The organism is Aliirhizobium smilacinae (genome assembly GCF_006335145.1).
GTDB classification, from domain to species: Bacteria; Pseudomonadota; Alphaproteobacteria; order Rhizobiales; family Rhizobiaceae; genus Neorhizobium; species Neorhizobium smilacinae.
The window spans coordinates 461,773-475,557 of sequence record NZ_VDMN01000002.1; the positions used below are offsets into that span (position 1 = coordinate 461,773).

At 61.7% G+C, this 13,785-nt stretch carries 14 protein-coding genes; 11 read left to right on the top strand and 3 right to left on the bottom strand.

Features of this window, described 5'->3' with window-relative positions; genetic code table 11:
* Nucleotides 1-77: 77 nt before the first annotated feature.
* Nucleotides 78-1,247, bottom strand: a complete 1,170-nt coding sequence (locus FHP24_RS12930) for a M24 family metallopeptidase (RefSeq protein WP_246091752.1) — start codon at nt 1,245-1,247, stop codon at nt 78-80.
* A 229-nt stretch (nt 1,248-1,476) separates the two neighbouring features.
* On the opposite strand from FHP24_RS12930, the gene FHP24_RS12935 reads away from it, so the two are divergent.
* The 5 genes from FHP24_RS12935 to FHP24_RS12955 are packed head-to-tail and all read left to right on the top strand — an operon-like array spanning nt 1,477 to nt 6,140.
* Nucleotides 1,477-2,136, top strand: coding sequence for a GntR family transcriptional regulator (locus FHP24_RS12935; RefSeq protein WP_139676599.1), 660 nt, complete (start codon nt 1,477-1,479; stop codon nt 2,134-2,136).
* The gene (locus tag FHP24_RS12940; protein WP_139676600.1) at nt 2,133-3,446 is read left to right on the top strand and encodes a hydantoinase/carbamoylase family amidase; all 1,314 of its coding nucleotides are present in this window, start codon (nt 2,133-2,135) and stop codon (nt 3,444-3,446) included. Before FHP24_RS12935 ends, FHP24_RS12940 begins: the two co-directional genes overlap by 4 nt.
* A gap of 2 nt (nt 3,447-3,448) precedes the next feature.
* Complete coding sequence (locus tag FHP24_RS12945) at nt 3,449-4,402, top strand: NAD(P)-dependent oxidoreductase (protein WP_139676601.1); 954 nt, start codon at nt 3,449-3,451, stop codon at nt 4,400-4,402.
* 23 nt (nt 4,403-4,425) lie between these two features.
* Entirely contained in the window at nt 4,426-5,199 is a 774-nt protein-coding gene (gene pxpB / locus FHP24_RS12950; RefSeq protein WP_180355988.1) for a 5-oxoprolinase subunit PxpB, read from the top strand.
* Nucleotides 5,196-6,140: a 5-oxoprolinase subunit C family protein gene (locus FHP24_RS12955; protein ID WP_139676602.1), complete on the top strand. Its 945-nt coding sequence runs from the start codon at nt 5,196-5,198 to the stop codon at nt 6,138-6,140. Before pxpB ends, FHP24_RS12955 begins: the two co-directional genes overlap by 4 nt.
* 228 nt (nt 6,141-6,368) lie before the next feature.
* Here FHP24_RS12955 and FHP24_RS12960 read toward each other — a convergent pair whose 3' ends face one another.
* Complete coding sequence (locus tag FHP24_RS12960) at nt 6,369-7,127, bottom strand: LamB/YcsF family protein (protein ID WP_139676603.1); 759 nt, start codon at nt 7,125-7,127, stop codon at nt 6,369-6,371.
* 128 nt (nt 7,128-7,255) lie between these two features.
* Here FHP24_RS12960 and FHP24_RS12965 point away from each other — a divergent pair, with 128 nt between their 5' ends.
* Nucleotides 7,256-7,957 carry a type 1 glutamine amidotransferase gene (locus FHP24_RS12965; RefSeq protein WP_139676604.1) on the top strand — a complete coding sequence of 234 codons (702 nt, stop codon included), beginning with the start codon at nt 7,256-7,258 and terminating at the stop codon, nt 7,955-7,957.
* Nucleotides 7,958-7,986: 29 nt separating this feature from the next.
* Nucleotides 7,987-9,117 carry a M24 family metallopeptidase gene (locus FHP24_RS12970; protein ID WP_139676605.1) on the top strand — a complete coding sequence of 377 codons (1,131 nt, stop codon included), beginning with the start codon at nt 7,987-7,989 and terminating at the stop codon, nt 9,115-9,117.
* A gap of 6 nt (nt 9,118-9,123) precedes the next feature.
* Here FHP24_RS12970 and FHP24_RS28725 read toward each other — a convergent pair whose 3' ends face one another.
* Nucleotides 9,124-9,294 carry a hypothetical protein gene (locus FHP24_RS28725; protein ID WP_180355989.1) on the bottom strand — a complete coding sequence of 57 codons (171 nt, stop codon included), beginning with the start codon at nt 9,292-9,294 and terminating at the stop codon, nt 9,124-9,126.
* 245 nt (nt 9,295-9,539) lie between these two features.
* On the opposite strand from FHP24_RS28725, the gene FHP24_RS12975 reads away from it, so the two are divergent.
* The 4 genes from FHP24_RS12975 (at nt 9,540) to FHP24_RS12990 (ending at nt 13,782) form a co-directional block, all read left to right on the top strand.
* Nucleotides 9,540-10,550, top strand: coding sequence for a LacI family DNA-binding transcriptional regulator (locus FHP24_RS12975; RefSeq protein ID WP_139676606.1), 1,011 nt, complete (start codon nt 9,540-9,542; stop codon nt 10,548-10,550).
* Nucleotides 10,551-10,593: 43 nt separating this feature from the next.
* Nucleotides 10,594-11,871, top strand: a complete 1,278-nt coding sequence (locus FHP24_RS12980; protein WP_139676607.1) for an ABC transporter substrate-binding protein — start codon at nt 10,594-10,596, stop codon at nt 11,869-11,871.
* Nucleotides 11,872-12,091: 220 nt separating this feature from the next.
* Nucleotides 12,092-12,943, top strand: coding sequence for a carbohydrate ABC transporter permease (locus FHP24_RS12985; protein WP_112456174.1), 852 nt, complete (start codon nt 12,092-12,094; stop codon nt 12,941-12,943).
* Nucleotides 12,940-13,782 (top strand): carbohydrate ABC transporter permease, encoded by an 843-nt coding sequence (locus tag FHP24_RS12990; protein ID WP_139676608.1) that lies wholly within the window; start codon nt 12,940-12,942, stop codon nt 13,780-13,782. The genes FHP24_RS12985 and FHP24_RS12990 overlap by 4 nt, the downstream gene beginning before the upstream one ends.
* The last annotated feature ends 3 nt before the right edge of the window (nt 13,783-13,785 follow it).

Here is a 13,785-nt window from a genome sequence, read left to right on the forward strand (position 1 = left end):
TGTGCCCTCTGATTTGTTTTTGACAGAAGCCGGGCGGCAGTATTTTTATGGTTGTCCCGGCTTTATTCCTTGGCCCGTCAGCTGATCACGGTCAGCTCGTCGGGCAATCCGGTCAGTACCTCCGGCGCCCCGTCGGTGACGAGCAGCGTGTGGCCCACGCCCATCGCAAGCCCGGTATCGGCATCGCCGTTCATCACATGATAGAACAGCGTCATGCCCGGCTGGCAGAGCGTCGGGTTGCCGGAATAGATCATCGGCGGCACGTCCATACTGGTCGGCGCGAATGTGCAGCCCACCGAATAACCGGTCGCGCCGTAACGGGCACGCTTATAGCCGCCCTTGTCTAGACCGTCGGCATAAACGTCGAAGATCTCGCCGAGCGTCGTGCCGGGACGTGCGATCTCCGTCATCCTGCGCAGCGTCTCCATGCCGACATCGTACATCTTGCGATGCGCATCGGAGACTTTTCCGAACAGGATCGTCCATTCGGTCTTCACGTTGTAACGGCGATAGGCAACCGGATATTCGACGAGGATCTGGTCCTGTTCTTCCAGCCGGCGCGGATCGGAAACACCGCGGCCATAGACTGCACGCGGGCCGGAATTGAACAGCGGCGCATTCGGCGGCATGTCCGCGCCCTGGCCGAGGATCGAGGTGAGATACGTAGCCTTCAGGTCGCTGTCGAGAATGCCCGGACGGGCAGCTGCGATCACGGCATTCAGCGAGTCATCCAGAATACGGGCCGCCTTGCGGGTATATTCGATTTCGGCCGGAGACTTGCAGACGCGCAGCCAGCGGATCAGGTGCCGGTCGTCTTCCAGTTCGCACCAGTTGCCGATCGTCTGCTGCGTGCGATAGAGGTTCCAGCCTGTCAGGCCGTGGGTGTTCAGCTCGATTGCGATCTTTTTCCCGCCAAGACCCAGTTCTTCAAGAATGACCTTCAGATCTGCAGCCGGATTGGCGTCCTCGGCATCCCACCAGATGCGGATGTCCTCGATGATGCTCGTCTGTTTCGCCTGCACCAGATCCGGGCGGCGGGTCAGAAGTACCGGCTGGCGACCATCCGTCGGCACGACCAGGCACTGGTAATAGACGAAGCCACCGGTGTCGTAGCCGGTCAGCCAGTACATGCTTTCCTGGGCAAACACGAGCATGGCATCGACGCCGCGCGCCGCGAGTTCGGCCCGAAGCCGGTCCTGTCGCTGCAGATGCTCCTCCTTGGAAAAGGGGAGGTTCGGTTGCGGCATGGCACTCACGAATGTGTCCTTTCGGCAAGATCGTCAAAGCTCGTTGTTGCTTCACCCTACGGTTTGGTATACCACTCGTCAACCAGCGGAATACAAAAATTGCGAGACAAGCGAAATCGATTGCGGAAGATAGACACCCATTGGGCGTAGAATCTGGTGACAACTGCCAAAGCGTGTGGCACCAGACAGATATTTGACGCGGTCTCCGCAAGGGAGGGACTGGATATTTATGCTGATTGAAACCGATAAGCGGCTGGCGCTGCAGGCCTACGAACAGATATTGAACCTGATCCTTACCGGAGTTGCGCAGCCGGGCACGATGGTGACCGAACGCCGTCTGGCGGAAATCCTCAACATGTCGCGCACGCCGATTCGCGATGCGCTGCTGATGCTCGAAAGCGAAGGCCTGCTGATCCGTCAGGGCAGCCGTGGCCTGCAGGTCAAGCAGATGCGCGTCGAAGATTATATGGATGCGCTGCAGATCCGCCAGCTTCTGGAACCCGAAGCCGCCCGTCTTGCCGCCGGTCGCATGTCTGCCGCCGCTCTCGACGAACTCGAAGCAGACCTGAAAACTCTGCTCGGAAAACCGGAAGACGGCGAAGGCAAGCCGGATCGCGGCTCCGTCCGCGATGTCGACGACCGGCTTCACGGCGGCATCGGCGATTGCGCCGGCAATCCGCAACTGGCGCAGATCATCCGCACGCTGCGTCGCCAGACCCAGATTTTCGACCTGAGAAGCATGCCGGAACGGTTCGAGGCGACCTGCCGCGAACATCTGGATATCGTCGGCGCACTGCGTGAGGGCCGCGGCGATGACGCTGCTAAGCTGATGCGCCAGCATCTCGATCACGTCAAAGACAGCATTATCGGGAGACTGACCCGCACATGACAGTATTGGCAAAAGGCGTGCAGGCTGCAGAGCCCGTGCTCAGCAATTCTGCCCCGGTCGATATCGCGCTTGCCGAACGGCTGTTCGACGAGCTGAGACGCCGGACCGGCACCAATCGCGGCATCACCCGCACCTCCTACGGTCTCGGCGAGCAGATTGCCCATGACATGGTGCGCCGCGAGGCACGCAAGTTAGGCCTCGAAGTCAAGACCGATCCCGGCTGCAATCTCTACATGACGATGAAGGGCCGCGACGAAGGTCCGGGCATCTTCATCGGCTCGCATCTCGATTCCGTGCCGATGGGCGGCAATTTCGATGGCGCCGCCGGCGTACTGCTCGGCCTGTCGGTCATCTCCGGTTATGTCCGCGCCGGCATCCGTCCCCCGCGCGATATAACCGTCATGGCGATCCGCGCCGAGGAAAGCACCTGGTTCGGCGCGTCCTATATCGGCAGCCGCGCCGCACTCGGACGTCTCACAGGAAGCGAACTCGACAAGGTCAAGCGTTCCTCCGACCAGATCTCGCTTGGCGCCGCCATCGATGCCGCCGGCGGCGACACGGAATTCCTTCGCTCGGGCAAATCCTGGCTCGACCCGAAAAATATCGCCATGTTCATCGAGGCGCATATTGAGCAGGGTCCGGTTCTGGTCGAAAAGCAGATCCCGATCGGCATCGTCACCGGCATTCGCGGTTCCTTCCGTTATCGCGAAGCCAAATGCATCGGCGTTTATGCCCATTCGGGCGCCACGCCGCGCGAATATCGCAGCGATGCCGTACGGGCAGCCTCGGCTCTGGTCGTCGAACTCGACAAGGCCTGGGATGAGCTGCAGGCAGAGGGCGCAGATCTCGTCGTCACTTTCGGCCAGTTTTCGACCGACGCTTCGGAAGCAGCATTCAGCAAGATCGCCGGCAAGCTCTCATTCGCGCTCGATGTCCGCAGCCAAGAACCGGAAACGCTTTCAAAGATGCAAGCCATCGTCTCCGATGCCGTCACCCGCATCGAGGCGGAACATCGCGTCAAATTCGAACTCGGCCGTTTGACCGACAGCAAAGCGGCGAAGATGGACGACGCTATTGTCGCCTCGCTCGCCGGATTGGCAAAGGAGCACGGTATCGAGGCTCAGACCATGGCCTGCGGTGCGGGCCATGATGCGGCTGTGTTTGCCGATGCCGGCGTGCCGACCGGCATGGTCTTCATCCGCAATGCCAATGGCAGCCACAATCCAGACGAGCAGATGGAGATTGCCGATTTCGCCGAGGCAGCGAGGCTTGTTTCCGCGCTCTGCCTCGACCCGCCACTGAAAGCCTGATCATGTCCGATATTCGTTGTGACTGCCTCATCGTCCAGCCGATTGCCAAAAGCGCCATCCGCATGCTGGAGGAGACCGGGCTCGTCGTCCACACTTCGGCATCCACCGCCTTTGCCGATCTCGAACCCTATCTTGCCGTCGCAACCGCGGTCATCACCCGCAATCACGGCCTGTCCGCCCGCGAAATCGAGGCGGCCCCCAATCTTAAGGTCGTCGGCGTTCACGGCACCGGAACCGACAAGGTGCACAAGCCGTCGCTTGCCGCGCGCGGCATCCCGCTGCACAACACGCCGGGCGCCAATGCCCAGTCGGTTGCCGAACTGGTGATAGGCCTGGCGCTTGCCTGCTCGCGTTCGCTGATCGCCGCCGACAACGCCTCGCGCACCGGCGACACGCTCTTCCGCCAGCATCACCGCACCTTCGAACTCTCCGGCCGCCGCCTCGGCCTGTTCGGCTACGGCCATATCGCAAAGCTCGTTGCGCGTTTAGGCCAGGCTTTCGGCATGGAAGTCGCCACCGTGTCGCGCTTCACACCTGCCGAAGAACTTCAGCAGCAGGGCATCACGCTCCTGCCGGACCTCGACAGCCTCTGCGAATGGTCGGACATCGTCTCGCTACACGGCATCCCTGAGGTGGAACCGCTTTTCGATGCTCGCCGCCTGTCGCTGATCGGCAAAAACGGCATCCTGATCAACACCGCCCGCGGCGCGCTGATCGATGAAGATGCGCTCGCCATCGCGCTGAAGAACGGGATCATTGCCGGTGCCGGGCTCGACGTGCTGGTGACCGAGCCGATTATTTCCGGTCATCCCCTACTCGACTGCCCGAACCTCGTGTTAACTCCCCATATCGGCGGTTCGACGGACGAAGCGCTGGAAAAGACAGGTTTCCAGGTCGCCAGCAAGGTGCTGGCCGAACTGGCGGCGATCGATCGGGTTCCGGCCACCGGCACCTGATCGCCACATGGTAGATTGAAGACATGCCCGTCACGCCCCGCCCCGGCCCCAGATCAGGCCCAGAAACGATCAACGAGATTTCCTATCCGCGCATCCTTCGCTGCGGCGATCGCGCCATCGGCATCGAGTTTTCCGATACGGTCAGCGAGGCCGCCAATCTCAAGGTCCTGTCGCTCGATGCGTCGCTTGCCGCCGAGCCGATCGACGGCATTCTGGAGACGATCCCGACCTATCGCTCGCTGACCGTGATCTACGACCCGAAGACCGTGCGTGGTGCTTCTCTCGGCGAGCAGCTGCTGCAACGCGCGGCACAAGACGCTGCCGCACCGGACACCGGCCGCCTGCTCGAATTCCCGGTGTTTTACGGCGGTGAACATCAGGCCGATTTCGATGAAATCGCCGAGCTGAAGAACACCACCGCAGCCGATGTGATCGCCCTGCATTCCTCGGCCGAATACCGGGTCTACATGATCGGCTTCGCACCGGGTTTCGCCTACCTCGGCGGCTTGCCGGAAATTCTGCACACCCCACGGCTTGCCGTGCCGCGCCAGCGGATCGAGGCCGGTGCGATCGGCATCGGCGGCCGCCAGTCGAGCATCAATTCCGTGCCCGGCCCCAGCGGCTGGCGTTTTATCGGCCGCACCCCGTTCAAGCTCTTCGATCCCGCCCGCACCGAAGCTTTCCTGCTGAAAGCCGGCGACCGGATCACCTTCCGCAGCATCGACATCGATGAAGCACGTGAGCTGGATGAAAAAGTCGCAGCCGGTACCGCGGAACTGAAGGAGATCGCCCGATGAAAGCTCTCCTTTCCATTCATCGTTCCGGCCCCCTGATGTCGGTTCAGGACGGCGGCCGTTACGGTTTTCGCGCCCGCGGTGTCTCCACCTCAGGGGCAATGGACCGTGACGCCCACGCCATCGCCAACGCTCTGGTCAGCAACGAGCCGGGCGCGGCCGCCATCGAATTCGCCCTGATCGGCGGCGCGTTTACGGCAGACCGCGACGTGCTTGTCGCTGTCACCGGTGGACGCTGCGCGATTGATATCGCCGGCAAGGCGGTTGCGACCTGGGAGAGCCATCTTCTCAAGGCAGGCGAAACGCTGACGATCGGCGCTCTGCGCGGCGCCGTCTGGGGTTATCTCGCCATCTCCGGCGGCATCACCATTCCAGAAGTGCTCGGCAGCCGCTCGACCCATTTGAGAACCGCGGTCGGTGGCTTGGATGGCAGGGTAATTGCCTCAGGCGATATATTGCCCCTCGGCGAGACCGGAAAACTCAAGTCCCGCATGCTGGGCACGCCTTATCTGCGCGGAAACGCGCCTATCGCGGTCATTCCCGGCCCGCAGGACGACTATTTCGACGAGAGCGCCTGGAAAACATTCCTGCGCCAGCCCTACCGAACCACCACATCGCGCGACCGGATGGCGATGGTGCTCGACGGTCCTGCCCTCAGCGCATTGAAGGGTCACGATATCGTCTCGGATGCCACCGTCGTCGGCTCCATCCAGGTGCCGGGTTCGGGCAAGCCCATCGTGCTCACCGCCGATGGCCAGACGACCGGCGGTTACCCGAAGATCGCCACCATCGTGTCATTCGATCTCGCGCGCCTGGCACAACTGCCGGCGGGTCAGGATTTCATGTTCCGGGCAATCTCCGCCGATATGGCCGAAGAACAGGCAATCCATGCACAGGATCGCCTCTCGGCCGTGATCGGCGGCCTCAAGAAGAAAAAGGGCTGACCACCCTCGGAAGCTTGGGAACGAACAACCCACCAAACGACGCCGTCATGCTCGGGCTTGTCCCGAGGATCTAACCACGGTGCCAAAGCAGTAGTGTTGCGGTCGTTGATACGGCAGCAGATGCTCGGGACAAGCCCGAGCATGACGAAGGAGAGGTTTCGGCCCTTATCAGCAGCCTTGAGAAAGGGGCAGCCCGCCCTTCACTGCCCTCTTCAATCAACCAAACCGCTACATCGAAGACCCAATCACCCATCCGGCCTTTTCCAGCGCCGCGCGCAACTGCCTTGCCATCGTCACGGCACCGGGCGTATCGCCATGCACGCAGACCGACCCGATCGGCACTTCCAGCCGCTTGCCGGATGTCGATGTCAGGCATCCTTCCGAAACCATCTCGATCACCCTTTTCACCAGAAGCTCGGGATCGTGGATCACCGACCCCGGTTCGGAACGTGGCGAGAGGTTGAATGTGTCCGCATAGGTGCGGTCGGCATAGATCTCGTTGATCGGCGTCAGCCCGAGTTTTTCTGCAGCCCGCGCCGTTGCCGTTCCCGGCATTACCATGAAGGCAAGTTTCGGATCGACGGCCTTGATGGCCCGGCCGACCGCAAGCGCCATATCATCGTCATCGGCACAGACATTGCCGAGCGCGCCATGGGTCTTCACATGCGTCATTGGATGGCTTTCCAGCGCCGCGACCGCAGCCAGTGCGCCGACCTGATAGGCAACCAGCGTTTCGATCTCGGAAATACTCAACCCCGGCAAACGCCGACGGCCGAAACCAATCAGGTCCATATAGCCGGGATGCGCGCCGAAGGCGACGCCGCGTTCCTTCGCCAGCCGCACCGTGGCGCGCATGATGTCTGGATCGCCGGCATGGAAACCGCAGGCGATATTAGCGGTGCTGACGATATCGAGCATCGCCGCGTCATCGCCCATCGTCCAGGGACCGTAGCCCTCGCCAAGGTCGGAGTTGAGATCGATACGCATTGCTTCCCCTTTTTGTACCTCTTGTCAGATGCATAGCAAAGCAGCCGCAAAATGCCACGGTTTCCCGATTGCACCATGAAGACCATTGGTATACCACTGGTCTTCTGATTTTAAAAACGAGGAATGACATGGCGGGACGGCTTCTTTATCTCGGCAATGGACGCAAGTTTCAGTCCATCGCAAAACTCGACGACCGGTTCGAGGCCTGGGGTCTGCAAGTCGATCGTTACTGGGCTTATGACGGCCAGTTTCCCGAAACGATGAAGGGTTATGACGGAATCTTTTTATCCGGCAGCCCGCATGGCGCCTATGAAGACGTCCCCTTCATCCTGAGCGAACATGACCTGATCCGCGAAGCCGCAGAGCTTGAAATCCCCATGCTCGGCATCTGCTTCGGCAGCCAGATCCTCGCATCCGCACTTTGCGGCCGTGACCAGGTGTTCCGCCGCACTTCCTGCGAAATCGCCTACAAGGACCTGCCGCTGACCGAGGCCGCCCGCACCGACAAGCTCTGCCGTGATCTGGTCGACAGCGCCTACATGTTCGTCTGGCACAATGACGAGGTAAAGGCCGCGCACCCGGACATGACCGTGCTCGCCTATTCCGACGACTGCCCGAACCATATCTGGCGCTACAAGGACAAGGATATCTGGGGCATCCAGGGACATCCGGAAGTCACCAAGGCGCAGGCCGTCATCTGGTTCGAGGAAAACCGCGAGCGGATGACACTCGACGGCGCCGATATCGACGATCTCAAGGCGCAGGCCCATGAGGCCGCCGAGGCCAAGACCATGCTGACCCGCTTTGCGGAACTGGTCCAGAACGCCTGATTTCAAATAGATCCTATCGAGGAACAACGATGGTAACGCCCGCCTACTGGTTCGAACGCCAGGAATTCCAGTCCCGCCTTTCCCGCGTCCAGGCCGAGCTGAAGAAGAAGCAGCTCGATGGTCTCGTGGCCTTCCTGCCGGAAACCGTCACCTGGCTCACCGGCTATTTCACCCGTGCCTATGGCACTCTGCAATTCGCCATCATTCCGGCCGAAGGCGAGCCGACCCTGTTCTGCCGCGATGTCGAGGAATATTATCTCGACAGCACCTGCGTCTTTTCCGACCGGGTAATGTGGACCGACAGCGACGACCGCATGGCGGTTGCCGTAGGTGCCATTGAAAGCCGTATCGGCAAGACCGCCAAGCTCGGCATCGAGCTGTCCGCCTGGCCGCTTTCGGCCGGCCGTTACGAATACCTGAAATCGGCGCTTCCCGGCATCGTCTGGCAGGACGAGAGCCTGATGACGCCGCAGATGCGCCTCATCAAGTCGCCCGCCGAAATCGCCTATCAGCGCCGCGCCGCAAAGGCTGCCGAAGCCGGCATGCAGGCCGCGATCGACAGTGCCGCGGTCGGCGTTACCGAGCGCGAAATGGCCGCCGAAGTCTGCGCCGCAATGATCCGCGCCGGTTCCGACCTGCCGGGTCCGGGCGTCATGTCATCGGGCGAACGCGCCTTCCACCTGCATGGTGGATATTCCGACCGTGTGCTGGAAGCCGGCGACATCGTCCAGATCGAGACGACGCCGAATGTAAAACACTACCACGCCCGCTTCATGCGCCCGATCCGGGTCGGGCCGGTGCAGGATGACGATTACAAGGTGGTGGAACAGCTGATCGCCATTCAGGATGCGGCCATAAGTGAAGTGAAACCGGGTGTTTCGGTGCGCGTGCCGGATGCGATCTACCGCGACGGCGTGCTTTCGGCGGGCCTGCGCGAAACCTACACGAACAAGACCTTCTATTCCGTCGGCTTGCTGCTGCAGCCGAATGGCGGTGAGCCGCTGGAATCGGCGGAAAACAGCACCTGGACCTTCGAACCCGGCCAGACCTTCCACACCTATGTGCTGGCCCGCGGTTTCGGCATGTCGGAGACGATCACCATCACCGAAACCGGCTACGAAAAACTGACCAATTTCCCGCGCCAGCTCTTCGTCAAGTAAGCCCCGTTAACCCGGAGCGCCCTGCGGCGGCGTTCCGGTCAGGCTGAAATAGGCATAGATCGCCGCAAAAGCGGCGATCACCACCAGAATGGTGAGAACACGCTTCGCCCAAGGCGGCGTCTGGCGCGGCGGCTTCGGCTGTTTCGGCCGCTGGAACTTGATGACATTGTCGCTCATATCAGCGTTCTAGCCGAGCCTTTGGCGAAAGCCAACGGACAACAGCGCTGTCTGCGTTCAAGAATTTTATCTATCACCTCATGCGCTGACAATGCCCCGGATTTCCTGATCTTTTCAGCGATCGGCAGGCCTCAAAGGACGCTCTTCGACCTTGGGAAGAAACCCGTCGAAAAAGAATCCAAAACGTTTCGGCTTGACTCCCAAAACGTTTTGGATGATTTTTCTGCCGTCTGGGAGGACTTGCATTGGCCAATCTCAAGCAACTTGCCCAATCCTTGGGTCTGTCGATCACAACAGTTTCGCGAGCGCTGGACGGCTATTCCGACGTCTCGGCCGCGACACGTCAGCGCGTGCAGGAAGCCGCCGACAAGGCCGGTTATCGCCCGAACGCGTCCGCCCGCCGCCTGCGCAAACAACGCGCCGAACTTGTGGCCGTCACCCTGCCGAGCGAACCCGGCCATATTGGTCCGCTGCATTTCCTCGACATGCTCTCCGGCTGTGCCGAACATCTGGCCGGTGCCGGCCTCAACCTCGTCATCGCGCCCGTGCCGCATGGTGAAAGCGAGCTCGACATGTGCCGTCGTTTCGTCGATGGCCGCAGGGTCGATGCCATGCTGCTCGTCCGTACCAAACGCCATGATGAACGCGTCGAATTCCTGCAGTCGCGCGGTTTTCCGTTTGTCACCAATGGCCGCACGGAATCGGCGATCCAGCACCCCTATATCGATGGCGACGGTTTTTCCGGCTTTCATGCCGCGACGCTGCGGTTTCACCGTGACGGCCACCGCCGCATCGCTCATGTCGGCGGCCCGCAGGAATATTTCTTCGCCCATGCCCGCCGTCAGGGCTGGGAGGCGGCGATGCGCGAATGCGGGCTTGCCACCGATCTCGACCTGCAGCAGGCGCCGACCGAACAGGGCGGCTACGAAGCTGCCCTCGCGCTTCTCGCGCGGTCGGACCGGCCGACCGCGATCGTCTGCGCCACCGACGAGATGGCGATCGGCGTTCTGCGCGCGCTCCGCGAGGTCGATGGAGGCCTGTCGATCAGCGTCATCGGCCATGACGACCTGCCAATCGGCGCCTTCACCAGCCCGGCGCTATCGACCATGCGCATGACCGGCGGCAATCTCGGCCGCAGCTTCGCCTCGCTTCTGCTGCGCACCATTGCCGGCGAACCCGCCGAAACCCTGCAGGAATTGCATGCGATCGAATTCGTCGATCGCGACAGCCACCGCCTGCCGCCGGTTGCGGCCTGACACCTCGAATTTCGTCGACCAGAGAAAATACGGAGGAAAAACAATGAAACGTCTATTGTCCATCGCCATCCTGGCATCCACCGCCATCGGTTTCGCCGGCCAGGCGCAATCGCAAACAGTCTTCCTGTCCACCCAGCTTCGCCCGATCGAAGAGGCGACGGCAGTGCGCGAGGAACTGTTGAGCGGTCTCGAAAAGCCGGTCGACTACGTGGTTGAGGAGCCGCCGCAGTTTGCCGTGCGCATGGAAGCCGAGCGTCAGGCCGGCAAGCACACGATCAGCCTCGTCGGCGCATTGCATGGCGAACTGTCGCCGCTTGCAGACAAGCAGATGCTCGAGCCGCTCGATGATCTGGCCAAGAAGCTGGCCGACGCGGGCATGCCGCAGTCGCTGATCGATCTCGGCAAACTCGGCAAGGCCGAGCAGCAATATATCCCGTGGATGCAGGCAACCTATGTGATGGCCGCGACCAAGGACGCGCTGCAATACCTGCCTGAAGGCGCCGACATCAACAAGCTCACCTATGATCAGCTGATCGAGTGGGGCAAGAAGATGAAGGAAGAAACCGGCGCGCCGCAGATCGGCTTTCCGGCCGGCCCGAAAGGCCTGATGCCGCGTTATTTCCAGGGCTATTTCTACCCGTCCTTTACCGGCGGCGTGGTCCGCACCTTCAGAAACGCCGATGCCGCTGCCGGCTGGGAAAAGCTGAAGGAGCTTTGGACCGTCGTCAGCCCCAACTCGACCAATTACGATTTCATGCAGGAGCCGCTCGCTTCCGGTGAAGTCATGGTCGCATGGGATCACGTCGCGCGTCTGAAAAACGCCATTTCCGGTTCGCCCGACAATTACGTCGTCTTCCCGGCACCGGCCGGTCCGAAGGGTCGCGGCTACATGCCGGTCGTCGCCGGCCTCGCCATCCCGAAAGGCGCACCGGACGCGGCGAACGCCACCGCCGTCATCGAACATCTCGCCACCCAGGACGTGCAGCTGCAGACGGCATCGCTCGTCGGCTTCTTCCCGACATTGAACGTAAAGCTGCCGGACGATCTCGATCCGGGCGTGGCCCTTCTCGCCGGTGCCGTCACTGCCACCCAGAGCGCGCCGGATGCGGTCATCTCGCTCCTGCCGGTCGGTCTCGGCGACAAGGGCGGCGAGTTCAACAAGGTCTATATGGATGCCTTCCAGCGGATCATCCTGCAGAACCAACCGGTCGCCGAGGTGCTGAAATTGCAGGGCGAAACCATGACCAAGCTGATGGCCGACACCAAGGCCCCCTGCTGGGCCCCCGACGCCAAAAGCGACGGTGCATGCCCGGTCGAGTGAGGTTCTTAGGGCTGCCTTCGCTTCGGCCAACGTGATCCTAGGCTGCCCCTCACCCTAACCCTCTCCCCGCAAACGGGGAGAGGGGACGTGCCCCGCAGCGATGTGGAGCAAGAGAGTGCGGCATTCGTCCTTCTCCCCGCTTGCGGGGAAAAGGTGCCGGCAGGCGGATGAGGGGCAGCCACGGCCCCTACTGCAAAAATCAAAAACCAAAGGGTAACCGATGACCCAAAACCGAAGCTGGATCCCCTACGCGCTGATCCTTCCCTCCGTCGTCTTTCTAGGACTGCTGTTCGTCGTGCCGCTGGTACAGACACTGTGGCTGGCCGTCTCCGATAACGGCACGCCGTCGCTCGCCAACATGACGACGATGGTGACCGATCTCAATTTCGGCCGCTCCGTCCTGAACACGTTCCTGCTGACGCTCGCCGTCGTGCCCATCCAGATCGTCATGGCGCTGACCATGGGTTCGATGGTCGCCAAGATGAACGGCGGCCGCGAGACGATCCTGTGGATCTGGACCATCCCGCTCGGCATTTCCGATCTCGCCGCCGGCATGGTCTGGCTGTCGATCCTGCAGAATACCGGTTATCTCAATTCCGTTCTGTTCGGCCTCGGCATCATCGAACGCCAGACCGCATGGCTCACCTACCAGACGCCGGTGGCGCTGTTCATCGGCATTGCCATCGCAGAAATCTGGCGCGGCACCGCGATCGTCATGATCATCATCGTCGCCGGCCTCAACCAGGTACCGAAAGAGTTCAAGGAAGCCGCCGAAATCTTCGGTGCCAGCCCTTGGACCCGCTTCACGCGCATCACCCTGCCGCTGATCCGCCCTGCCCTGCAGTCGGCGCTGATCCTGCGCACCGTCCTGGCCTTCGAGGTCTTCGCGGTGGTCTACGCGCTCGGTGGACGCAATTTCCCGGTCCTCGTCGGCGAGGCCTATAACTGGCAGAACCAGAACCAGAATTACGGCGTCGCCGCCGCCTACGCGGTGCTGATCATGGTCATCTCGCTCGCCGCCACCCTCGTCTATCTCAAGGCCGTCAAGGTCGATCCGGAGCGCCTGCCATGAGCAAAGCTGTGAATACATCCGGTTACGCCGGCTTCATCTCGGCCCGACGGCTCCTGTTCTGGAGCGGCATCGTCGCGCTTTGCGCCTGGGTTCTGGTGCCGATCTATCTGGTGGCGCTCGGGGCGCTCGGCGGCCGCACCGGCGCCTATCAGTGGCCGAAAAACTTTCTGCCCACCGATATCTCGCTGCAGCCCTTCATCCTGTTCCTGAAAACAGAAGGCGTCTTCCAGTCGTTTCTCAATTCGCTGGGAGCCGCCGGCATCACGGTGGCGCTGTCGATCGCGCTCGGCGCACCGGCGGGTTACGCGCTGGCCCGCTACAATTTCCGCGGAAAGGACAGTTACCGGCTTCTGGTGCTTCTCACCCGCGCCTTCCCGCTCGCCATTCTGGCCCTGCCGCTGACGGTCTCCTATATCCGGCTCGGCCTCTACGACACGGTCCTCGGTGTCGGCCTTATCCACACCGTTTTGGCGCTGCCCTTTGCGGCGCTGGTCACGCAAGGGATCTTTCTCGGCGTCCCGCGCGAGCTGGAAGAAGCTGCCTGGGTGTTCGGCTGCACCCGCATCCAGGCCTTTTTCAAGGTCGTCGCACCGCTTGCCCTGCCGGGTCTGGTGGCAACAGCGGTCTTTGCCTTCGTCATCTCATGGAATGAGGTCTTTGCAGCCTCGGTCCTCACCGTGCGGCATCGCACGCTGACGGCCTATCTGCTCACCGTGCTGTCGGAAAGCCCGATGCACTACCGCTTTGCCGGCGGCCTCATGCTCATCCTTCCCTCGGTTGTCTTCATCTTCGCAGTCAGGCGCTACCTGTTTGCGATCTGGGGCGTCTCTTCAAAGTAACGG

Bases quoted from the DNA above. Each gene is read 5' to 3' on its own strand.
- FHP24_RS12965 (WP_139676604.1), top strand. From the start codon at position 7,256: ATGGCGGGACGGCTTCTTTATCTCGGCAATGGACGCAAGTTTCAGTCC.
- FHP24_RS12930 (WP_246091752.1), bottom strand. From the start codon at position 1,247: ATGCCGCAACCGAACCTCCCCTTTTCCAAGGAGGAGCATCTGCAGCGA.
- pxpB (WP_180355988.1), top strand. From the start codon at position 4,426: ATGCCCGTCACGCCCCGCCCCGGCCCCAGATCAGGCCCAGAAACGATC.
- FHP24_RS12940 (WP_139676600.1), top strand. From the start codon at position 2,133: ATGACAGTATTGGCAAAAGGCGTGCAGGCTGCAGAGCCCGTGCTCAGC.
- FHP24_RS12935 (WP_139676599.1), top strand. From the start codon at position 1,477: ATGCTGATTGAAACCGATAAGCGGCTGGCGCTGCAGGCCTACGAACAG.
- FHP24_RS12945 (WP_139676601.1), top strand. From the start codon at position 3,449: ATGTCCGATATTCGTTGTGACTGCCTCATCGTCCAGCCGATTGCCAAA.
- FHP24_RS12955 (WP_139676602.1), top strand. From the start codon at position 5,196: ATGAAAGCTCTCCTTTCCATTCATCGTTCCGGCCCCCTGATGTCGGTT.
- FHP24_RS12990 (WP_139676608.1), top strand. From the start codon at position 12,940: ATGAGCAAAGCTGTGAATACATCCGGTTACGCCGGCTTCATCTCGGCC.
- FHP24_RS12960 (WP_139676603.1), bottom strand. From the start codon at position 7,127: ATGCGTATCGATCTCAACTCCGACCTTGGCGAGGGCTACGGTCCCTGG.
- FHP24_RS12970 (WP_139676605.1), top strand. From the start codon at position 7,987: ATGGTAACGCCCGCCTACTGGTTCGAACGCCAGGAATTCCAGTCCCGC.
- FHP24_RS12985 (WP_112456174.1), top strand. From the start codon at position 12,092: ATGACCCAAAACCGAAGCTGGATCCCCTACGCGCTGATCCTTCCCTCC.
- FHP24_RS28725 (WP_180355989.1), bottom strand. From the start codon at position 9,294: ATGAGCGACAATGTCATCAAGTTCCAGCGGCCGAAACAGCCGAAGCCG.
- FHP24_RS12980 (WP_139676607.1), top strand. From the start codon at position 10,594: ATGAAACGTCTATTGTCCATCGCCATCCTGGCATCCACCGCCATCGGT.